The sequence below is a fragment of the Hydrogenobacter sp. genome (assembly GCA_041287335.1).
Classification (GTDB): Bacteria; Aquificota; Aquificia; order Aquificales; family Aquificaceae; genus Hydrogenobacter.
The window spans coordinates 14,260-36,475 of sequence record JBEULM010000061.1; the positions used below are offsets into that span (position 1 = coordinate 14,260).

The 22,216-nt window shown below is 43.2% G+C and carries 18 protein-coding genes and 2 tRNA genes; 10 read left to right on the forward strand and 10 right to left on the reverse strand.

The annotated features are described in order from the left end of the window. Window positions 1–6: 6 nt before the first annotated feature. A complete protein-coding gene (locus tag ABWK04_08755) occupies window positions 7–1,830 on the reverse strand; it encodes a 2-oxoacid:acceptor oxidoreductase subunit alpha (GenBank protein ID MEZ0361963.1) in 1,824 nt (607 codons plus the stop codon). 146 nt (window positions 1,831–1,976) lie between these two features. On the opposite strand from ABWK04_08755, the gene ABWK04_08760 reads away from it, so the two are divergent. Genes ABWK04_08760 through ABWK04_08805 form a run of 10 tightly spaced genes read left to right on the forward strand, consistent with a single transcriptional unit; the run spans window position 1,977 to window position 12,533 of the window. Next, window positions 1,977–2,690 (forward strand): carbon monoxide dehydrogenase beta subunit family protein, encoded by a 714-nt coding sequence (locus tag ABWK04_08760; protein MEZ0361964.1) that lies wholly within the window; start codon window positions 1,977–1,979, stop codon window positions 2,688–2,690. Between the two features lie 17 nt (window positions 2,691–2,707). Further along, a complete protein-coding gene (locus tag ABWK04_08765) occupies window positions 2,708–3,877 on the forward strand; it encodes a transketolase C-terminal domain-containing protein (GenBank protein MEZ0361965.1) in 1,170 nt (389 codons plus the stop codon). 21 nt (window positions 3,878–3,898) lie between these two features. After that, entirely contained in the window at window positions 3,899–4,765 is an 867-nt protein-coding gene (locus tag ABWK04_08770; GenBank protein ID MEZ0361966.1) for a thiamine pyrophosphate-dependent enzyme, read from the forward strand. Next, complete coding sequence (locus ABWK04_08775; GenBank protein MEZ0361967.1) at window positions 4,762–5,445, forward strand: 2-oxoacid:acceptor oxidoreductase family protein; 684 nt, start codon at window positions 4,762–4,764, stop codon at window positions 5,443–5,445. The genes ABWK04_08770 and ABWK04_08775 overlap by 4 nt, the downstream gene beginning before the upstream one ends. A 26-nt stretch (window positions 5,446–5,471) precedes the next feature. Further along, window positions 5,472–5,696 (forward strand): ferredoxin oxidoreductase, encoded by a 225-nt coding sequence (locus tag ABWK04_08780; protein ID MEZ0361968.1) that lies wholly within the window; start codon window positions 5,472–5,474, stop codon window positions 5,694–5,696. A 2-nt stretch (window positions 5,697–5,698) separates the two neighbouring features. Further along, window positions 5,699–5,992, forward strand: a complete 294-nt coding sequence (locus ABWK04_08785; GenBank protein MEZ0361969.1) for a hypothetical protein — start codon at window positions 5,699–5,701, stop codon at window positions 5,990–5,992. A 3-nt stretch (window positions 5,993–5,995) separates the two neighbouring features. Next, a complete protein-coding gene (locus ABWK04_08790) occupies window positions 5,996–6,886 on the forward strand; it encodes a CobW family GTP-binding protein (protein MEZ0361970.1) in 891 nt (296 codons plus the stop codon). Between the two features lie 25 nt (window positions 6,887–6,911). Beyond that, window positions 6,912–9,185 (forward strand): proton-conducting transporter membrane subunit, encoded by a 2,274-nt coding sequence (locus ABWK04_08795; GenBank protein ID MEZ0361971.1) that lies wholly within the window; start codon window positions 6,912–6,914, stop codon window positions 9,183–9,185. 1 nt (window position 9,186) lies between these two features. Then, window positions 9,187–12,183 (forward strand): DUF2309 domain-containing protein, encoded by a 2,997-nt coding sequence (locus ABWK04_08800; protein MEZ0361972.1) that lies wholly within the window; start codon window positions 9,187–9,189, stop codon window positions 12,181–12,183. Then, on the forward strand, window positions 12,180–12,533 hold the full coding sequence (locus ABWK04_08805) for a DUF190 domain-containing protein (GenBank protein ID MEZ0361973.1): 354 nt from the start codon (window positions 12,180–12,182) through the stop codon (window positions 12,531–12,533). Before ABWK04_08800 ends, ABWK04_08805 begins: the two co-directional genes overlap by 4 nt. Here ABWK04_08805 and ABWK04_08810 read toward each other — a convergent pair. From ABWK04_08810 to kdpA, 9 genes are all read right to left on the reverse strand, one after another. After that, window positions 12,515–12,598 (reverse strand) — tRNA-Leu (locus ABWK04_08810). The genes ABWK04_08805 and ABWK04_08810 overlap by 19 nt on opposite strands. Before the next feature lie 77 nt (window positions 12,599–12,675). Further along, window positions 12,676–12,747, reverse strand: a tRNA-Ala gene (locus ABWK04_08815). Beyond that, window positions 12,738–14,204 carry a leucyl aminopeptidase gene (locus ABWK04_08820; protein ID MEZ0361974.1) on the reverse strand — a complete coding sequence of 489 codons (1,467 nt, stop codon included), beginning with the start codon at window positions 14,202–14,204 and terminating at the stop codon, window positions 12,738–12,740. Before ABWK04_08820 ends, ABWK04_08815 begins: the two co-directional genes overlap by 10 nt. Window position 14,205: 1 nt before the next feature. Further along, on the reverse strand, window positions 14,206–14,781 hold the full coding sequence (gene ilvN / locus ABWK04_08825) for an acetolactate synthase small subunit (protein ID MEZ0361975.1): 576 nt from the start codon (window positions 14,779–14,781) through the stop codon (window positions 14,206–14,208). 13 nt (window positions 14,782–14,794) lie between these two features. Then, the gene (ilvB, locus tag ABWK04_08830; protein ID MEZ0361976.1) at window positions 14,795–16,549 is read right to left on the reverse strand and encodes a biosynthetic-type acetolactate synthase large subunit; all 1,755 of its coding nucleotides are present in this window, start codon (window positions 16,547–16,549) and stop codon (window positions 14,795–14,797) included. 46 nt (window positions 16,550–16,595) lie between these two features. Further along, on the reverse strand, window positions 16,596–17,855 hold the full coding sequence (locus tag ABWK04_08835; GenBank protein ID MEZ0361977.1) for a histidine kinase: 1,260 nt from the start codon (window positions 17,853–17,855) through the stop codon (window positions 16,596–16,598). After that, window positions 17,833–18,414: a potassium-transporting ATPase subunit KdpC gene (kdpC, locus tag ABWK04_08840; protein MEZ0361978.1), complete on the reverse strand. Its 582-nt coding sequence runs from the start codon at window positions 18,412–18,414 to the stop codon at window positions 17,833–17,835. Before kdpC ends, ABWK04_08835 begins: the two co-directional genes overlap by 23 nt. 3 nt (window positions 18,415–18,417) lie before the next feature. After that, on the reverse strand, window positions 18,418–20,457 hold the full coding sequence (kdpB, locus tag ABWK04_08845; protein MEZ0361979.1) for a potassium-transporting ATPase subunit KdpB: 2,040 nt from the start codon (window positions 20,455–20,457) through the stop codon (window positions 18,418–18,420). A 3-nt stretch (window positions 20,458–20,460) separates the two neighbouring features. Beyond that, complete coding sequence (kdpA, locus tag ABWK04_08850; protein MEZ0361980.1) at window positions 20,461–22,131, reverse strand: potassium-transporting ATPase subunit KdpA; 1,671 nt, start codon at window positions 22,129–22,131, stop codon at window positions 20,461–20,463. Window positions 22,132–22,216 lie beyond the last annotated feature (85 nt).

Genomic DNA, 22,216 nt, shown 5'->3' on the forward strand with positions numbered 1-22,216 from the left:
CCTCCTTTAAATTAGTCCGTAGGCTTTCTCACCATACAGATCCGCAGGTGTTAATCTGCCTTCTTCAATGTGAGGATTTTCAAGTAGATACTCCAAAAACTCCTCTATTTCTTTGGGTATAAAGGGTTCCCCTCTGTAAATGCAGTAACTTATTGGTCTTATATGTGCTTCGGCTTTCAATATTGTGGCAAGCTGACCGCTCCAGTTACTTTCTGGCATTACTATCCTTTCACATTTCTTTGCAAAGTTCTCAACTATGTCTGTTCGTACAGGCCAAAGTAGCTTTGGATACATAGCATTAATCCTCCTGCCTTTGCTCCTCAACCTTTCAACCGCCTCTTTTGTAGCGGATGCGGTAAGACCCCACGATATGATGCCTATATCAGCCTTTTCAAAGGGTGTGTCAATTTCATAAAATCTTTCTGCGTCCTCATCCAAAAGTTTCTTCATCTTTTTGAACCTCTTTTCCATCTGCCAAGTTCTTATATCGGGTCTGTTTCTTGGGTCTGAATTTTCCTGACGTTCAAGCCCTGTTATGGCATGTATGGCATTCGGATCTCCAGGGATACCCATAGGTGTTATACCATCTTCAGTAAACAGAGCATACCTTAAAAACCTTCCAGCCTTTCTGAATTTACCTTCTCTGTCTTCCTCTAAGCTGTAAACCCATCTATCTATAACCTTTATATCTTTTACCTGCGGTGTAGGGAAAGCTTCCGCCCTTAAAGAAAGTGATGCATCTGTAAGCACTATAACGGGTATCTGATACTTTTCTGCTAAGTTGAAAGCTTCCACGGTGAGGTGAAAACTTTCTTCTACATTTGTGGGTGCAAGTACAGCTCTCGGTATCTCACCGTGTCCCGAATATACAGCGTGGTAAAGATCCCCTTGCTCATGCTTTGTAGGCATACCTGTCGCAGGTCCAACCCTCTGCACATCCACTATCACTATGGGAAGCTCAGTCATACCCGCGTAAGATAGGAACTCAGTCATGAGACAAAGACCAGGACCAGAGGTGGCGGTCATAGCCTTCATACCTGCAAAAGAAGCTCCCAAAGCCATACCCAAAGATGCTATTTCGTCTTCAGCCTGATACAGCCATCCCCCAACTTTTATGAGGTCTTCAACTATGTAATTTCCTACGGTGGTAGCTGGTGTTATTGGATAAGCTGCATAAAACTTGCAACCTGCCACCACGGCACCCTTGGCTATGGCTTGATTGCCTTCCATTATCACCACGTCCTTAGGTTCTTTTGAAGGTGGGAAAGTATACCCATCTATTTTCTTTAAGTTCTCTTTGACATAATTTACCCCTGTCTCCAAAGCCTTATAATTAAGTTCCACCAATTGTTGCCCTTTCCTGAAAAACTTTGCCTTTATAGAATCCTTTATGGACTCAATAGGTATGTCAAACAATCCGCAAAGCACTCCTAAGGCTATTACGTTCTTAGTTATATATGCCTTCATTACATCCTTTGCGAGGTAAGAGAGAGGGACAGGATACACAATAACACCTTCGTGCTTTTCAGGTTCAAAATCTGAAGAATCGTAAACCAATACGGTACCGGGTTTTAAGTGTTTTCTGTTGAATTCGTAAGCCTCTCCGTTAAAACAGCAGAGTATATCAAAGCCATCTCCAGTTGTATAAAGCTTCTTATCTGAAAATCTCACTGTGGATTGAGCATATCCACCCTTTATCTCGGCTGGAAAGCTCTTAAAGTTAACCACATAGTAACCAGCCCTCGCTGCAGACTCTGTTAAAAAATCTCCTGCTGAGATGACACCTTCACCACCTTCGCCACCAATCTTGATGGTCAAATCAAATGCCATAAGTTACCTCCTAACAGAGAATAATTTAAAAAGTAAGTAATATTTTACCAGATATAAATCATTACGATAAATATCATAAGTTTTCCACTTGACAACCCTTTAGTACATGCTAATTTTTTGATAATCCAAAAGCAAGGAGGTAAAGAATGCCTATGGAAGTAGTTCCAGGACCGGCAGGTTATATACCCACACCGCCAGCTTTTGAGGGTGTGGAATTACCACCTCCCGGCAAGGCGCTTCTCTATGGAAAGATAGTTGATGAAGAGATTGCTATGCGAGAAGCGGCAAAGGCGATGCTCACTCGTAGAAACCCCACCATATTCCCCGGTCCTCTAATACTCTGGGGCTGGAACGCCGGCGCCATGGAAAAAGCTAAGGCAGTGCTTGAACTCGCTATGGAAATCCCCAATTGCAGGATAATACCCATGCCCGACTACAGACCCAAATATCCAAAAATAGACCCGGAGGCGGAAATAAACCCGAACCATCCAAACCTTACCATACTTCACAACAAGATAGAAGCGGCTATATTCGTGGGGATTCATTGTCACTATGCAAACCTATCCTTAAGAATGATAAGAGCAGGAACGAACTGCTTTACCATAGCCCTGTGTGCGGAGATGGGACACGAGGACGCCATGGTGTCCATAAGGGATGCGCATGCTGAAGAGATAAGGAAGTTTAAGGACGTTTTAGTTAAGGTAAGGGAAGAGCTTGGAATAAAGTGGGAGCCAAAGCTTCCACCTGAAAATCCATCACTGCCAAAAGAAGAATATCAAACCCTTTCCGTCCTTGACTACGGAGAGTACTCTTATCTGCTCATACCCAGAAGGGGTGAGCATGTCACAGAAAGTGAATAAAAGTTGGAGGTAGTATCATGCCGGAACAAAAGGTTGTAGATGCAGATTGGCTTCTTTTAGAAGCACCAAGAGAGAGAAAGTTTATAACGGGAGCCCAAGCTATGGCAGAAGCGGTAAAACGTGCCAATGTGGATATAGCCATAGCCTATCCCATCACACCCCAGTCTGAAGTGATGCACCTTGTAGGAGATATATGGGCTCAGGGCTATTTAAAAGACTATTATAGAGCAGAAGAAGAATACGGTGCCATGTCTGCCATAGCGGGTGCGGTAAGGGGCGGAGCAAGAGCCTTTTCTGCCACCTCAGGACCAGGACTGCTTAGAGGTATTGAAGCTATAGCCTCTTGGCCCGGTCATAGAATACCTGCGGTTCTTGGTGTTTTAACAAGGGTTGTGAATGCACCCCTTTCCATACAGCCAGACAATGTGGAGATAGCATACCTGCTTAACTGTGGAATGGTGGTTCTTCATGCGGAAAACCAGCAAGATGTTTTTGACTTTACCCTTGCCAGCTTTGTCATATCTGAAAAGGTGGATGTGTATATACCCATAGCTGTATGCACGGAGGGCTTTTTCGTAACTCACGCGAAAGGCTATGTGAATATGACGCCTGAAGACATGAAGCTCCCGCCCAGAGACCCCTACAAGGCGCCCGTGCCTCCCACCGACTGTGAGATACCGCCCGCAAGGATTCAGAGGGATGCCCCCGTTCAGAAGTCTAACTTTATGAGTTACCTTATACACGCAGTCTGGCAACAGGAGGTTTGGTCTTCAAATGTGAGGGCTATGAAATATATATACAAGTACCTTGGAGGACCTATAGAAGTGGTAAATCCAGATGCGGAGGTTTTTGTAGTGGCTTCCGGATGTGCAGCAGCTCAAGGAAGGGAAGCGGTTCGGTATGCCCAGCTGGAAGGTCTGAACGTGGGACTTGTAAAGGTCAAGTCCATAAGACCCTTCCCCGAAAAAGAAATAAGAGAAGTGCTTTCCAAGGCAAAGGCGGTCATAGTGCCAGAGCACAACATTGTAGGCTGGCTTGCAAAGGAAGTAAAGGCTACCATACCCGACAACCACAAGGTAATCGGTGGTCCAAGGGTATATGGTGGTATGACCCTACCTGTGGAGCTTATCATGGAAAAGGTTTATTCCGCCTTTGGTATAAAGAAGGAAAAGAAGGTAGTTGTATAAAAACTTAAAGGAGGTTCTATCATGGGCTTGGAGTATGTAAGGATTTCACCAGGTTTTGAAAAATACATGCCGAAGGACTATGTGGATTTAGTCCAGTATGGGCAGTTTGGCAAGCAGATAGATGTGCAGATGCTCGGACAGTTCAAAGAGCTTGTAGAAGAGCATCCCATGTGCGCAGGCTGTTTCATGGCATACTTCATAAGGGTCTTCTACGCAGCACTTCCTAACCCAGAAGACACCATTGTTATAGGCACAGCAGGATGCGCAAGGCTTGCTCTATCTCAGGCGGCGGTTCCCTTCATATACGGAAATTACGGAGATACCAACGCGGTGGCTTCCGGTCTAAAGAGGGCTTTAACCATTAGGTTCCCCGATAAGGTCAAGGATGTTGTGGTTATAGCAGGGGATGGTGGTCTTATAGACATAGGCTTTGGTATGACCATGCACTCCTGGTTCAGGCGTGAGAAATTCACCACCATAATGGTGGACAACGAAGTCTACGGAAACACAGGAGGGCAGGAGAGCGGTATGTCTCCTAAAGGTGTGCAGTTAAAGATGGCACCGAAAGGAAAACAGTTTGACAAGATAAACGCGGTGGAGCTGGCAAAGACCGCCGGCTGTGTCTATGTGGCAAAGCTGGCTCCCACAAATCCCAAGAGGATAGCCAAAACCATAAGAAGGGCTATACTCGCCGCAAGGCACTTCGGTCCCACCTTCATACATGCTTATACCTCCTGCAACATTGAATACTCCATACCCACAGAAAAGGTGCTTGAGGATGCAAGAAAAAGAGAAAAGCAGGACTTTGGCTTTTACGAGTGGATGACGGACGAAGTGAAAGAGTTCTTTGAAGAGATAGAGAGAAAGCCGGAGGAGGTTAAGGCATGAAGAGGTATAACATTAGAATAGCCGGCGTTGGTGGGCAGGGGGTGGTCACCTCCGCCCACATCTTAGGAAATGCCATGTCCGCAGCAGGCAAATATGCTACCCTTGTTCCCTTCTTCGGTTCTGAAAAGAGGATGGCACCGGTGGAAGCCTATGTGAGGGTTTCAGACCAGCCCATATATGAGGTGGGTGAAGTGGTCTATCCGAATGTTATCATGATTTACCACCCTCAGGTCATCACTCACGGAAAGTCTTACACCATGCCCTTTTACTCTGGACTTAAGGAAGAAGGGACGGTTATAATAAACACAGACATTGATATAATTCCCGAGGAAGATTGGAAAATCCTCAACGAGCTTAATACCAAGGTTTATATGTTCCCAGCCACAAAGCTTGCCCTTGATATTGCGGGAACGGAGCTTGCCACAAACATGGCAATGATAGGACTGTTTTTTGGCATAACTAGGCTTGTAGGCTTTGACCATATAGAGCAGGCGGTAAGAGAAAGGTTTTTAGGAAACACCTTTGTGGCTTCTGGTGGAACTACGGCTCTGGATAGTGCCATAGAGAAGAAGTTCAAGAAGAAGATGGAGCTTCTGGAAAAGAACATGCAGGTGATAAGGGAAGCCTTCAGGATAGCCGAAGAAAGGGGCTGGGTGGAAGAGGAAGCTTATACGGTTTAATTTTATTTCAGGAGGTTATCTGAGGTATGTACTATGTTGCGGATGTAAACGAAATGGATTGTGCCAAGTATAACTGCAAGCAGTGTGTGCTTTTCTGTCCTGAGCCGAACACTTTGATGTATCATGATTCAAAGCATGTGGCATGGGTTAATTACTCAAGGTGTAAAGGCTGTGCCATATGCGTATATGTTTGCTCGGACTTACTCAAAAGGAACTGCATACAGATGGTTATGATGACCGCGGGAGATTAAGTATGGTAGAGGAGAAATTTAAGCAACTGACTGAAGAGATAAAGAGAGATATGGTGAACCCAGACCTTGACATTGAACAGTGCTTTCCCAACGATGTAGATGAAGGTTGTGAGGTTAGAAAGTATCCATACATAAAGGTGAAATATGTAATAGAAGGGCACGATGTGTATGAGAAGGAAATAGACATAGACCCAGAGTATTGGGAAAAGGATGTAAAGGATTTGGCTAATTTTGTATCCTTTCAAATCCAGCAGTTCATGGAGGAGATAGACTCGGTAGAATACGGAGGAGAGTAGCTAATGCTTCCAGCCTTCGTAATTACGGGCTACTTGGGAAGTGGAAAGACTACACTTCTTTTGAATTCTGTGAGAGAGTTCTTCTCTGGAAGAAGGGTGGCATTGATAGTGAATGAGTTTGGACAGATAGGGGTGGACGGTAAGATACTTAAAAACGCTTATTCCGAAGTTATAGAGCTTCCAGAAGGATGCATATGCTGTACTTTGCATTCCGAGTTTGAAAAAGCCCTTTCCGAGATAAAACAAAAGTACGATCCTGAACTACTTTTTGTTGAAACCTCAGGTGGAGCAGAACCCTTTCCCGTAATAATAAGTCTGCAAAGCCTTGGTTGTACAGTTGAAGGTGTTTTATGTCTCATAGATGCTTTTAACTTTGAAAAATACAGTAAGGAAAGCACTGCAAGACACCAGATAGGAAGCTCTAACGTGCTTGTTATCAACAAGACGGATCTTGTGGAAGGTGAGATCTTAAAAAATATAGAAAAGGAAGTCATCAATCTGTGGCATTTCTACAGACTTAAGAACTTCTTTACAGGTGAGCCAATCTTTAAAGATTTTAGACTCTACAGAACCACTCACGGCAAACTCCCACCTGAGGTGTTTGAGGGCATTTTTACACTGAAAGAAAGAATTTCCATCAAAGAAGAAGAATCTCACGAACACAATCTTAAGCAGGAGATACGTTACTTTGAAGAACCTATAGAGTACGAAAATTTTATGCAGTTTATAGAGAGTCTATCAAAAGATGTAATAAGGGCAAAGGGTATAGTAAGGCTGAGGGAATCTCCGGCTCCAGTTGTTGTTAATTACGCTTTTGGTAGTATAGATATGAGCTATACTATACCCGACTATGAAGGTAAATCTTTTGTGGTGATCGTAAGTTCTTCCAACTGAGTAAGCAAGGTCAAGGAGGAAGAAGATGTTTGAGTATGCTGTATTATTAACTTCTTTTTTGAGTATATTGTTTTCACCCTTTGTTAATGGAAAGCGTTACGCAAGATTGAGTACTCTATTTGTGGGTGTTTCCTTTTTGATAAGTTTGTACGTTCTTTTTTCTGCAAAAGGTGAGGTACATATACACCTGTTGAGGTTTGATGGACTTGGTAGCTTGCTCACAGCTTACATACTGTTTGTTAGTTTAGTAATTCACAAATACTCAATTAACTATATGAAGGATGAGACAGGTTTTAAGAGGTTCTTTGTATTGCTTGACCTTTTGACCTTTGTCCTTCTCCTCCTTGTGCTTTCAGATAATACACTTTTGCTTTTCACTTCCTGGCACCTGATGGGGGTAATACTCTATTTACTTTTAACTCACAATCATAAGAGGTACGAAGCTATATATTTTGGAAAGACCGCTCTATTTACTCACCGGCTTGCCGACATTCCTCTTCTCTTAGCAATACTTATACTTTACAAACTCTACGGTACCTTTAGTATTAGTGAGCTTCTTGAAATTACACAAAGAACGCCAGTACAGGAACTGTGGATCGTAACCTTACTTGTCGTGCTTAGTGCCTTAATAAAGTCCGCTCAGATCCCTTTCCATTTCTGGCTCGTTTATAGTATGGAGGGACCTACCCCTGTTTCTGCCATAATGCACGCAGGTATCGTAAACGCCGGAGCCTTTTTGGTAAACAGGTTTTCTTTTCTGTTTCCACACGACCAGTACGGACTTAGCATATCTTTCCTTGTGGGGATAGTGACAGCCATACTGGGCTCTATGCTTATGCTTATGCAAAATGATGTAAAGAAAGCTCTCGGATACTCTACCGTAGGGCAGATGGGATACATGATGATGGAGATAGGTGTTGGTGCTTTTGCCCTTGCGGTGTATCACATGATAACGCACGGCATATTCAAGGCAACGCTCTTTTTATCTTCGGGAGGAGTCATACACGAAGCGAGGAAAGATACAAACATTCCAAGGGATGAAGTGTACGATGCTTTGGTAAAAAAGGAAATTCATCACAAAGAGATACCTGTGATTCTTTACATCATTATAACTGTGTTTGTGCCACTCCTTCTAGTGCTTATTACCCATTTCGCTTTTGAAAAGGATATCTTCAAATACAAAGCTCCGCTTGTTCTTCTTTTCTTTGGGTGGGTAACCTCAGCCCAGATATTACTTAACCTTTTTAAAGTTGGCAGGGAAAAGCCTTTTCTTACAGCTTTTGCGGGTGCTATTTCCCTCCTTGCTCTTTTAAGCGTGTATGTTCTTGCTGGACAACTTTTGCAAACATGGATATATCCTTACGAAAACCTTCAAACTATGATTTTTGAAAGGGCTTTTTCCAATATTCCAGTATTCTTCGCTGGCATTATTCTCAGTTTAATACTCGTTCTTTCAGGTTGGGTACTCATATATTATGCCGACAAGGAAAAACCTATCAGACTTCATTTAAGCCTTTATGCTCATCTATCAAGGGAACTCTACTTCCCGGATATATACAGGCTTGTGGGCGAGAGCTTTCATAAGTTGGCGCGTGCTGTTTCTGTGGCGACTATTGGCGCAATGCCTATGTATGCCTTTTACTCCGTAGGAAACATCTCTAAGGGCTTTCCCTTTGAGGTAATCCTTCTTGCGCTTTTTGTTCCCATATTCCCTATTAGTCTCTTGACCTCTTACCTGATCAGAAACTATGGACTGTACCCTCTAATTCTTACGATGGGCTTTATTACCCTTCAAGTTTTTGATATACCCTCTTGGGGCTTCTTCTATGCTCTTGCTGGTTTTACGATGTTTTTACACTCACTTAGGGCTATATCAAGCCAGACTTTTAAGGATATGACCGCCGAGCTTTATCCCGCACTTGTGAGTATGGTGTGGATAGTAGGGAAAGAACATTTTATTATAACCGCTATAGCTTCGCTTTTTGTATACTTACTCAGCATTTATCTTAAGAAAGTCTTCGGAAATGCAAGTTTTGAATACGCAGGTGGTTTTATAGAAAAGATGCCCATCTTTTCACTCCTTCTGATACTTGTATCCCTATACGCCTGCCTTATACCACCTATGCCCACCTTTTACACACTTTTTGAGGCTCTTTTGAAGGTATCTGTATTACCACTACTCCTTCTCATTTTAGGATGGTTCTTGTTTGGAGTTGCAATTACAAACTCATTGTGCAGATTGCTTTACGGCAAACCCAGAGAAGATATTTATTACATAGATATCTTATGGAGGAAGTAGTATGGAAAAAGGCAGGAAACTTTATATTAGATCGCTTGTGAATATAGCTTCAGAGCCTATAGCCTACTTTTGGCCCATGAGAACCTTCATAACTCGTAATCCCCTCAGGGGGTTTGAGCATAAAAACTTTAAAGAAGCTGTAAAGGATGGAGAGCTTCTCTTTGGAGGCAGGGGCTATCTCAGAAGGGAAGACTACAGGTATCTTTACAAAAAAGGATACATAAAGGAAAACTTTCTTAGAAACCACATAAAGAATTTCCTATCATCATTGGAGATAAAGGAAAATCTGCCTTACGAGGACTTACTATTTGTCCTTTTCAGTTCTGATGATTTAAACGGTCCTGCTCTGAACCTCCTTTACAAGGGAAAGATCCGGGAGGATATCTTTACTAAGCTGTGCGAACACTTCACGGAAAACCCTTCAGAGGTATGTAGAGAGCTTTTTCTGAGCGTAGGTGTAAAACACACTCTCCAAGATATAATCAAACAACTTACTGGAAAGGATTTGGACAGAACCATAGATGAGCTTACGATAAAAACCGCTTTTGATTTTTTGGACGAGGGACAGTCTACTATAGATATGCCTATAAGGACTGTGGGCTTATACAAGGCATGGAGGGAATTGGCAAAAAAGAATCTCAGGTTCCTCCTTTGGACGGGAAGAAATCTCAAGCTTATGGTAGAAGCTTTTGAAGAGCCGGAAGAAGCTATTGATCATGTTCTGAAATCCTTTGAACTGCCCGAATCTCTTTGGGAAGGCTACATAAGCTTGGAACTTTCAAGGCTAAAAGGTATAGCAGGTTTTATAAAGTGGAGGTCTCAAAATAAATACTACTACTGGCAAAAGGTTCATCCTGTTGATACGGTGGATTATACCGCCATAAGACTCCTTATAGCTAAGTCGGTAATAGATGCAGTTAAGAAAGACCTACCTTTCAAACCTACCTACTTAGGACTTGAGGAGTTTTTAAGAAAGGAAGAATACAGAGCTTACCTTATGTATCAGTTCAGCACAAAAACCTGCCCACCGCAATTAGCCGAAGACTCCAAAAGATACTTACGCCATCCTGAAAATGGCATCTTGGATTACGTAAATCTGAAGGCTCAGATATTTGCAAAAAGCTACCACCTCTTTTTACAAAAATGGCTCAAAAAGTTGGGAATTGATGTGGATAGTCTTACTTCCAGTCAAGTGCTGGAGCTTGTGAAAGTTTACGAAAAATTTAAAAAGGAGGAGGGATATATTTATCTGAAAGCTCTTGAAGATACTCATATTGAAACACTTGTGAAGTCTTTGAGTACAGAAAAGAGTGAAGAAAAACCTCTCGCACAAGCCTTCTTTTGCATAGACGTTCGTTCGGAAAGGTTTAGAAGACACTTTGAGAAGGCAGGCAACTATCAAACCTTTGGTATTGCAGGCTTTTTTGGTGTGCCTGTGGCTTTGGTAAATTTAGATAAGGGTCACGAAGAATTCCTATGCCCTGTGATAGTAACGCCGAGAAATGTAGCCTTTGAGGTCCCTTACACCAAGAAGGGTATAGAGAGGACAGAGGCTGCAAGTGAGGTTCTGCACGGCGTAAAAGACCATATACTTGCGCCCTTCGTTGCAGTTGAAATGATGGGTTTTGCTTTTGGTTTTGACTTTGTAGGGAAAACCTTCCTCCCTCAACTGTACTTAAGATTTAAAGACTCCTTATGGGATACACACACTAAAACTTCCATAATAGTAAATAAGCTTTCTGAAATGGAGATAGAAGAAATCCTTTTTACCTACTATGCAAACCTCATAGGTAATGTGCTCAAAGAAGAAGTTGGCTTGAAAAATATAGACCACAATACTATTAAAAGAGTGTTTGAAGCTTGTCTAAACCACGAAGAGGAAGTCTCTGAAGATATCAAAAGTGTTGTTAAATTACTCAGAGAAAAGTACAGAGTAGACAGAGGCTTTGTGGAGATTTTCAAAGAAAGACTTAGGAGTGTAGGATTTACAAAGGAAGAGCAGGCATTTCTTATCTCCACAGCTCTCAAAAGCATAGGTTTGGTTAAGGACTTTGCCCCTATCGTTTTAGTGCTTGGACACGAAAGCAGGTCAGAAAACAATCCTTACGAGTCTGCTCTGGACTGTGGTGCCTGCGGTGGATCTTCTGGAATATACAATGCGAGAATTTTCTGCATCATGGCGAACGACCCTGCTGTAAGACGGATAATGGCTCAGAAGCATGGACTTGATATACCTGATGATACAGTATTTATCCCAGGTGTTCACAACACAACTACCGACGAGGTTACGCTTTATGACCTTGAATTTATGCCTGCACGCTATATACCTCTTCTTGACAGGATCAAAAAAGACCTTGAGGAAGTAAAAAGATTGACAGCACAAGAGAGAGCAATATCCTTAGAAGCAAAAAGTGAGAAGGAAGTGTATACAAAAGCATACGACTGGTCGGAAGTAAGACCGGAATGGGGTCTTTCCGGAAATTACGCCTTCATAATAGGCAGGAGGAGTATTACAAAGCTTTCCGATTTTGGTGGAAGGGTATTTTTACACTCTTACGATTACAGCGTTGATAGAAAAGGCTTCTTGTTGGAGAATATACTATCGGGTCCAGCGATTGTAGGTCAATGGATAAATTCAGAATATTATTTTTCAACAGTGGATAACGAGACATACGGTAGCGGTAGCAAGGTTTATCACAATGTGGTTGGAAGAATAGGCGTTATGACTGGAAATTTCAGCGACCTGAGAATAGGCTTGCCATCTCAAACGGTGTTGAAGGAAGGAAGACCATTCCACATACCAGTAAGGCTTACACTTGTTATAGAAGCGCCTCTTGAGTTTGCAAAAGGCATTTTAAATAGAATAAGAAAGATAAGGGAACTTATGCAAAACGAGTGGATAAATGTTGTAATTTTTGACCCAGAAGAAAAAGCTTTTTATAGATACTCTCAAGGAGCTTGGATTGAATATCTAAAAAATATGGAGGTGCAAGTATGAAGAGTATAAACCTTTACGAGATGAAAAAGGTAGAAGTTATAGTAAAAGGCGAAGATTTAGAATTTGTCATTGATCTTCTTGAAAGAGCAGGAGTGAGTGGCTACACCATAATACATAACTTATCTGGTAAGGGAAGTCACGGTTTTCACGAAGGTCACCTACTTTTCAATGAGGAGGATACTCTGGTTATGATAGTATCTGTAATGCCTGAGAAGTTGGTGGAGGTTGTGCTTGAGGGGATAACGCCTTTCCTCAACAAACACTCCGGTGTTGTTTTTGTCAGCAGTGTGATGGTCAGTAGATTAACAAAGTTTGGCGATGTAAGTATGAGTGCGGGTGGAGGGAGTTGAACCCTCACGGAGTTGCCTCCACGGGATCCTGAGTCCCGCGCGTCTGCCAGTTCCGCCACACCCGCTCAAATATAGGAATTATAATATGCCTTCTCCATTAGTGGAAGATGTAACAGATGCTCCTTCATACTAAGATTCAAAGTGGAGACGAGGGGAGTTGAACCCCCGACCTCCTGCTTGCGATGCAGGCGCTCTCCCACTGAGCTACGTCCCCTTGTCTATGCTTAGAATATATTCAAGACAGGTTCTTACCCCGAAGCCTGTAGCTCCCTTAGAGTAGTAACCGAATTCTTCTTTCAAGTATGCTGGACCTGCTATATCAAGGTGAACCCACTTTATACCTTCACTCACAAACTCTTCAAGGAACATAGCTGCAGTTATGGCTCCTCCATATCTTCCCGCCGTGTTCACGATATCCGCGTCTGACTTTTTGAGTTTTTCTCTGAGTTTTTTGTCATCCATGGGAAGCTTCCACATTCTCTCCCCAGTTTCCCGTGATATCTCCAAAAGTTTATCTCCAAAAGCATCGTCGTTTGTAAAGAGTCCGGCTGTGTACTCACCAAGAGCAACTATACAAGCTCCCGTAAGTGTTGCCATATCTATTATATATGTAGGCTTCAAGTTGGAAGCATAATGGAGTGCGTCGGCGAGGGTAATCCTACCTTCAGCGTCGGTATTATCTACTTCAATGGTTTTCCCGCTCATAGTCCTTATTATGTCATCGGGTCTGTATGCGCTACCGCTGGGCATGTTTTCCGCAGCGCCTATTATACCATGGACTTCTACCTGCGGTTTTAACAAGGCGAGTGCCTTCATAATACCAAGCACAGCGCATGCACCCGATTTATCCATTTTCATGGTTCTCATATACTCACCAGTCTTTATATTTAGTCCACCACTATCAAAGGTGAGACCCTTCCCCACCAAGGCTATTTTATCCTTCGGTTCGCCTTCAGGCTTATAAATGATGTGTATAAATCTTGGAGGTGTAGCAGAACCCTTACCAACGCTCCATAAAGCGTGCATACCCATCTCCTGTATCTGCTTTTCATCGTATATCTTGCACTCAAGACCGTACTCCTTTGCCAGATCCTGAGCTATCTGTGCGAGCGTTAAAGGGTTTATTACATTGCCAGGTTCATTTACGAGATCCCTTGCGAAAATCTGCCCATCTGCAAAGATCTTACCTACCCTTATTCCTTCTTCGTACCCGCCATAAAGGTTCACCTTCTGCACGCTGGTATATTCCTCATCCTTTTTGCTTTTGTATTTTTCAAAGCTGTAATTTCCCAAAAGGAGACCTTCCGCTATCGCTTTGCTCCTCTTGTAATCTAATCTATCTCCAGCATACGCACACGCTGACAAAATTTTGTCCTTTTTTAGTCTTTTGACGAAAATGGCTCCAGCTCTTCTATATTCGTCAAAACCTGCTTTGTCTTTTTTGCCAAGACCAATTATGTAAAAGGTTCTCACCGTATCATCTTCAAGCAAGGGTATTTTTATAATCGTGTCCTCCTTCCCTTTGAAATTCTCAGCCTTCAATATATTCTCTATCTTTTCTGCAAAGGCACCAACGTACCGCAGGTTTCCGAAGTCTTCCTCAAATACAAAAATGCCCAGTGGTGTATCTTTTACCTCTTCATAAGGTTTTTCGTAAGAAACCACCTCCATGTTAGTCCTCCTCGCTACTTGCCATTTCCCTCCTTAAAGCCACCTTCCCCGTTCTTGCCATTTCCATTATACCGAAAGGTCTCACGAGTTCCAAAAAAGCGTTTATTTTGTCCTCCGTACCAGTTATTTCAACCGTGTAAGTACTTTGAGATACATCCACTATCCTTCCTCTGAATATCTCCGTTATTCTCAGTACTTCGTCCCTTGCTCTGGGCGTTGATGTGTGTATCTTTACGAGGGCTAACTCCCTCTCTATGTGTGGCAGATCGGTAAGATCCCTCACCCGTATAGTATCTATGAGCTTTCTCAGTTGTTTTACCACCTGATCTATCACTACATCATCACCTATTACCTCAATGGTCATACGGGAAAGACCCCTCTCGTGTGTCTCACCTACAGATAAACCTTCAATGTTGTATCCTTTACCAGCTATTAATGTGGCTATTCTTGCAAGAACACCAAGCTCGTTTCTTACAAGCAGAGTTATTATATGTTTTCTGACAGTACCCTTTTTAATCTCCCTTAAAGCCGGTGCCTTTACAGTCGTTACATCAGACTTTCCTATGGTATCACTCATTTTATAACCTCCATTATCCTACGAGGTACATAGTATCAGCCTCAATACCCTTTTTGCCATCTTCCAGTATCATATCTTTGTAAGACTTACCCGCAGGCACCATGGGAAGCACATTCTCCTCTCTATCTACGTGGAAATCTAACACAACTGGTCTATCCTGTATCTTCATGGCTTCCTCAAGTATTTCCCTCACTTGAGAAGGCTTTTCTGCTCTGAAACCTACTGCACCGCATGCTTCCGCAAGCTTTACAAAATCCGGTTGTACACTCAGATCCACTTCAGAGTATCGCTTTTCGTAAAACAGTTCCTGCCACTGACGTACCATACCTAAGTATCCATTATTTATTATAGCTATCTTTACAGGTACACGATACTGCACAGCGGTCACAAGCTCCTGCATAGTCATCATGAAAGAGCCGTCACCGTCTATTACAAAAACTTCTCTCTCCGGTCTACCTATCTTGGCTCCGATACCTGCAGGTAGACCAAAACCCATAGTACCTAATCCGCCGGAATTTATAAACTGTCTTGGGTAGGAGTACTTATAGAACATAGCAGCCCACATTTGATGCTGTCCTACACCAGTAGCTATTATAGCCTCACCCTTTGTAACCTTCCATATTTCTTCAATAACATACTGTGGCTTTATCACCTTATCTGAGTTTCTGTAAGTCAGTGGGTGGAGTTTTTTCCACTTTTCTATTTGTCCTATCCACTTTTGCCTATCTTCGGGAAAGAGGACTTTCATACCTTCCTTTTTGATCTCCTCTATGAGCTTTCTGAGAACCACTTTTACATCACCTACTATTGGTACATCCACCACTATGTTTTTGGATATAGAAGCGGGATCTATGTCTATGTGTATGATAGCAGCTTGAGGTGCAAACTCCTCTATCTTTCCAGTTACCCTATCATCAAATCTTGCACCTACAGCTATAAGAAGATCCGAGTGATAAACCGCCATATTTGCATAGTATGTACCGTGCATACCGAGCATGTGAAGAGCTAAGGGATGAAGCTCTGGAAAGGAGCCTTTACCCATGTTTGTTGTAGTAACGGGTATACTCATAAGTTCGGCGAGTTCTAAAAGCTCCGCCTGAGCCTCAGCTTGAACTGCTCCACCTCCAACGTAAAGAACTGGTCTTTTTGCCTCCGCTATTAGTCTTACGGCTTTCTTTATCTGCTGTATATTTCCTTCCACATGGGGTTTGTATCCGGGTAGTGAGTTTTTAACCTCTTCCAATGAAGGCATCTCCACTTGGGAAAGTTTTTGTGTTATATCTTTTGGTATATCCACCAAAACTGGTCCAGGTCTACCCGTCTTAGCTATGTAAAAAGCTTGCCGAAGTATGAGAGGTAGGTCTTCTATCCTCTTTACTAAGAAGTTGTGTTTGGTTATAGGTCTTGTTATGCCTACTATATCCACTTCTTGAAAGGCATCGTTACCTATAAGATGGGTTGGTACCTGTCCGGTTATGAAAACTACAGGAACTGAATCCATGTATGCATCAGCTATAGCGGTTACTAAATTGGTAGCACCAGGACCTGATGTGGACATGGCAACTCCCACCTTTCCAGTGGCTTTTGCGTAACCTTCAGCCATATGTCCTGCACCTTGTTCGTGTCTAGTAAGTATATGTTTTATAGTTCCATCTCTGTAAAGAGCGTCATAAACCTCCATTATTGCACCGCCGGGATGCCCGAATATGTACTCAACGCCCTCCTCTTTTAAAGTCTCTATAACTATATCAGCTCCTTTCTTTACCATACCAAAAACCTCCGCTTACGGAAATTATAAAAGTATAAAATATAAACTATTTGTGAAATTTGTGTTTAGGAAGCAGACCACTCCAAAATTTCTTAACCATATTCAAAAAGCTTAATATGATCCCCTCTCTTTTTACCCTCGGCTCCTTCACACCACCTTTTGGCGCTATAAGGTATATGTCTATGCCTTCCGTTTGGAGAATAATTTCTTTGTATATGGTACTTCTGAGCGCACCTTCCCTTCTGGGTTTTCCAAGAATTATCTTGGTTACGTTCTCCTTTTTGGCGTATTTTATTATCTCTCGGGCTACAGAGTAGCCCTTCACTACCTCTACCCTTCCACCCAATTTTTGGGTAACTTCCATTGCCTCCCTTAGCCACCTTTTTTCTTCCTCTGTAAAGCTTTTTGCTTTCTCGGTTTCCACATACAGAGCTACCCACTCAACCCCTCCAAGCTCCGAAGCCAGTCCATAGGTTTTTCTTACTAAATGTGAAGCGTAAGGACTAGCGTATATGCCTACAAGTATCTTCTCCTTCAATCCTAAGGGACCTGATACACCGCGTTTGCGAAGATATTCCTTTAATGTCTGGTCAAGCTGGTCTGCAAGCACCCTAAGGGCAAGGGTCCTCAGAGCTATCAAGTTGCTTAGTTTGAAGAACCTTTTAATGGCTTCCTCTGCCATATCCCTAACGTAAACCTTTCCTTCCCTCAACCTCTTTAACAGCTCTTCCGGAGGAAGATCTATAAGCTTTATTTCCTTCGCACCCTTTATGAATGGGTCTGGGATAGTCTCCTTTACCTCTACCCCACATATCTGATACACAATATCCTTAAGACTTTCTAAGTGTTGGACGTTCATAGCGGTGCATACATCTATGCCAGCCTTAAGCACCCTCTGGATGGATTGATAACGTTTCTCTTCAGGAAAGCCTGGTGGATTTGTATGCGGAAGCTCGTCTATTATAACGATTTGAGGCTTTCTTTCTATTATCCTGTCGTAATCTACCTCCTTTATCTTTAAACCTTTGTATTCAACCACGATGGAGGGTATAACCTCAAGACCTTTAAGTAGAGCTTCCGTTTCTGGTCTTCCGTGGGTTTCCGCATATCCCACCACCACATCCTTACCTTCAGCCACTAATAGATGAGCATCGTACAGCATGGAATAGGTCTTTCCAACCCCTGGTGCATATCCAAGATAGACAATAAAATTGCCCCTTCCTACCTGTGGTTCTGCTTCCGTTTCTATAAGCTCTAACAGCTCTTCGGGCAGAGGTCTTTCTTCAGGGTAGTCTTCTATTACCATGGCTTTCCAAGAGGCTTAAAAGGTCTAAGTTGAGCTTCAAAACGTTTACTCTTCTTTCACCAAAAAAGCCAAAACTTCTTTCTTCTGTGTTCTTAATTACCAGCCTTTCCAACTCATCCTTAGAAAGACCTGTCCTTTCGGAGATACGAGGTATCTGAATTAGCAGAGCTTCAGGTGGAAGGTGAGGGTCAAGCCCGCTCCCGGAGGAGAAGACAAGATAGGAGGATATCTTCTCTTTTATACCGCTATTCCTTAGCCTTTCTATCCTCGCTTTTATCTGTTTGTAAAGTTCTGGATTTGTGGGCGCAAGGTTTGAACCACCACTGTTGAGAGGGTCGTAGTTGTCCGCTGAGGGTCTGCCCCAAAAGAGATAGTCGCTTATAAAGGGTTGCCCGATTAACTCTGAGCCCACTGGCTTTCCCTTATAGTAGATTATGCTTCCTTTTGTCTTCTCCCGAAACATAAAGGACGCTATGCCTGTGGTTAAAAGCGGATATATCACTCCAGTTATGACAAAAAGCAGGAGAAAGACTTTCAAGGTCTTAAAAAATCCGCTCATGTCTCACCTCACAAAAAAGTATATTGCGTAGTAGATAACCCATATGCCTATGAAGGGTGCTACTACCCCTCCAAGTCCGTAAACGAGAAGGTTGTAGAGGAAGAGCTTATTAGGTGAAAGGGGCTTATAAAAGGCACCCCTTAAAGCCAGGGGTGTAAGCAGAGGTATTATAAGGGCGTTGAAGATAACAGCAGAGAGTATAGCCACGTATGGGTTTTCCAGCTTTAGTATGTTAAGGGCATTTAGCTGTGGGTATATAGAGCTTATGGCTGCGGGTACTATGACGAAATACTTGGCTATGTCGTTAGCTATAGAGAAGGTGGTAAGGGCTCCCCTGGTTATGAGCATGCTTTTGCCTATTTCTACTATGTCTAAGAGCTTTGAAGGGTCCGAATCAAGGTCTATAATGTTTGCCGCTTCCTTTGCTACCTGCGTGCCTGCGTTCATGGCGACCGCCACATCAGCCTGTGCAAGAGCTGGAGCGTCGTTGGTGCCATCTCCCGTCATAGCCACTATGTAGCCTTCCTGTTGGAGCTTCTTTACAAGTTTTAGCTTGTCTTCGGGCTTTGCCTCTGCCACAAAATCATCCGCACCCGCCTCTCTTGCTATAGTCGCAGCGGTAAATGGGTTATCTCCTGTTATCATTATGGATTTTATCCCCATACTTCTTAGCTTCGCGAGCCTTGCCTTTATACCCTCTTTTATTATGTCCCTTAGCACCACCACCCCTACGATTTCTTTGTCCTTCAGCACCACCAGAGGAGTATCTCCTCTCATAGCCACCTTTGCCACTATCTCCTCTACCTCGTGAGGTACTGTTCCTCCTGCCTTCTGAAGGTACTGTTTGACAGCACTAAAGGCACCCTTGTAGTATACATGCCCCTCTATCTCCACACCGCTCATCTTCGTCTCATGTGTAAAAGGGATAACTTTCACATTCTTTGGCAATTGTTCTGAACGAACGCCGAGCCTTTTTTTAGAAAGCTCCATGATGCTCTTTCCTTCTGGTGTTTCATCAGCTATAGAGGCAATCATAGCTGTCCGTATACACTCCTTTTCCCTATGGTTTCCTACGGGGATAAACTCTGTTGCCATCCTATTCCCTAAGGTTATGGTGCCTGTCTTATCAAGCAAAAGCACATTTACGTCGCCAGCCGCTTCTATCGCTCGTCCTGAGAGGGCTACCACGTTGTGCCTAAAGAGCCTATTCATACCTGCTATGCCTATGGAAGGCAGGAGCGCCGCTATCGTCGTAGGTGCAAGGCAGACAAAGAGAGCTACAAGAACTGTCAAAGACATAGGCTCTCCCCGACCGCTGTAATTGGATAGATACTTAGAAAGCACCCACGAGTTTACTACTACCACCAGAAAGACCAAAGTTAGGAGTATCAGAAGCACCTCCAGAGCAATCTCGTTAGGGGTTTTTCTACGCTTTGCACCTTCTATCATAGATACCATCTTGTCTATAAAGGTTTCTCCCGGATTTGCGGTGATTTTTACCACTATTTTGCCTGCAACCACCTTCGTACCTCCGATTACCGCGTTTCGGTCCGACCCTGCCTCTCTTATGACGGGAGCAGACTCGCCCGTTACCACCGCTTCGTTTATCATGGCAGCTCCCTTTAGGATTTCACCGTCTCCTGGTATTATGTCTCCTTCCTCCACAAGAACTAAATCTCCTTTACGAAGTTCCGAAGAGCTTACCCTTTCATAAAGGCTTTCAAAATCCGCTTCCTTTAGCCTTTTGGCACTTAACGTGGCTTGATAGCTTCTTAGGGATTTTGCACGAGCTTTACCGCTTATCTCAGATAGGCTCTCGGCAAAGTTGGCAAAGAGTATGGTGAGCCACAGCCAAAGGGCGGTAGAGCCTGTAAACCATACAGGTGTCTTCTTTATTCCAAAAAGCGCCAAAAAAAACTCTACAGATACCAGAAAGGCTCCCAGCTCCACTGAGAGCATAACTGGGTTGTATCTAAGCTCTATAGGGTTTAGCTTTACGAAGGTGCCCTTTAGTGCCTCTAAAACAAGTTCCTTCCTATGCACAGTTTAACCTCCGTAAAGCAGCAAATGCTCTAAGATGGGTCCCATGGAAAGCACTGGAAAGAAGCCAAGAACGTTTAAAAGGAGCAGTATGAATATGAACCATACTGCAAAGGTAAAGCTTTCCTGCTGGAGGCTTTGCCCTGTAGGTACCTGCTTTTTCTCTGCAAAACTACCGGCAAGATAAACTGACATAATGACGGGAATAAAGCGAGCTATAAACATAACAAAAGCAGTGGTAAGGTTGTAAAAAAGTGTGTTTGCATCAAGACCAGCGAAAGCACTTCCGTTGTTGTTGGCGGTAGAAAGGTATGCGTAAAAGACCTCTGAGATACCATGAGGACCCGCATTCAAAATAGATCTCGTGCCCACCTTGGTATAAAGAGCTATGGAAGTAAAGACAAGAGCTAACACGGTAGAGGTAAAGGCTATCACAACGCTCGCCCACATATCTCTGGGTGATAGCTTTTTCTGTAGAAACTCCGGCACCCTTCCTACCATAAGACCGCCTATAAAGGCGGCTATTATTGCATAAGCCAGCATATTGACCAAACCTATACCTGCACCGCCAAAGACGGAACTTACACCCATCAAAAGCATAAGTACCATACCTGCTAAGGGAAGGTAAGAGTCAAACATACCATTTACCGCTCCGGTCTCGGCTGAGTCTGTAACGGCTCCAAAAAGAGCACTTCCAGACACGCCAAAGCGCGTCTCTTGACCCTCCACGTACGGACCTTCCACACCCATCCTCGCAAAATCAGGGTGGGGCATAGACATAAAGTAATAAAGAAGCAAGAGAGCAGAAAAGAATAAAAAGAGCATCACTCCGAATATTACCCATCCGAACTTTTTCCTCCCTGTAAGCTTTGCAAAGGCAATGGGCATAGCCGAGGGTATAAGAAGCATCAAAAGAGACTCAAAGAGATTGCTGAGAGGAGTGGGATTCTCAAAGGGATGTGCGGAGTTAGCTCCGAAGTAGCCTCCGCCGTTTGTACCCAATAGCTTTATGGCCTCCTGCGAGGCAACTGGTCCCATGGGCAGCGTCTGTTCCTTGCCTTTGATGGCAGGGTCCAGTAGCTGAACCTTTAAATAAGGGTCCAAGTTCTGAGGTACTCCTTGACTTACCAAAAAAAAGGCACTCACAAAAGCTATAGGCAGAAGCACATAGAGGGTCGCTCTTGTTATATCTACCCAGAAGTTGCCTATGTAGGAAGTTTCCGTCCTCTTTATACCTCTTGCCATTACGACCGCTAACACTATACCAGTAGCTGCCGAAAGAAAGTTCTGTACCGTAAATCCAAGCATCTGTGAGATATAGCTTGCACTATTCTCTCCGCTGTACGCTTGCCAGTTGGTGTTTGTAACGAAAGAGACCGCTGTGTTTAATGCCAAATCCCAGGGAAACCCTTTAAAACCCTGAGGATTAAGTGGCAGGAAGTTCTGAAAGATTAGTATTAAAAAGAGAACGATAAGACCTATAAGGTTAAATACAAGGAGATTAAAAGCGTAGGTTTTCCAATCCATCTCTTCATCTTTATCAATTCTTAATAGCCTGTATATAAACCTTTCACCCGGAAGGAGTTTTCCGCTAAAGATTTTTGCTATATAGAGTCCTAAAAGAGGTCCTGTAAGGATTAAAAGGGAAATAAAGAATAGGAAACTTAAGAGTTCCATTGTGAACACCTCCTCATTCTGTTAATCCTTAAGTTCAAAAATATAAAACCTAAAAAGATATATTGTCAAGTTCATTCATGCGTTT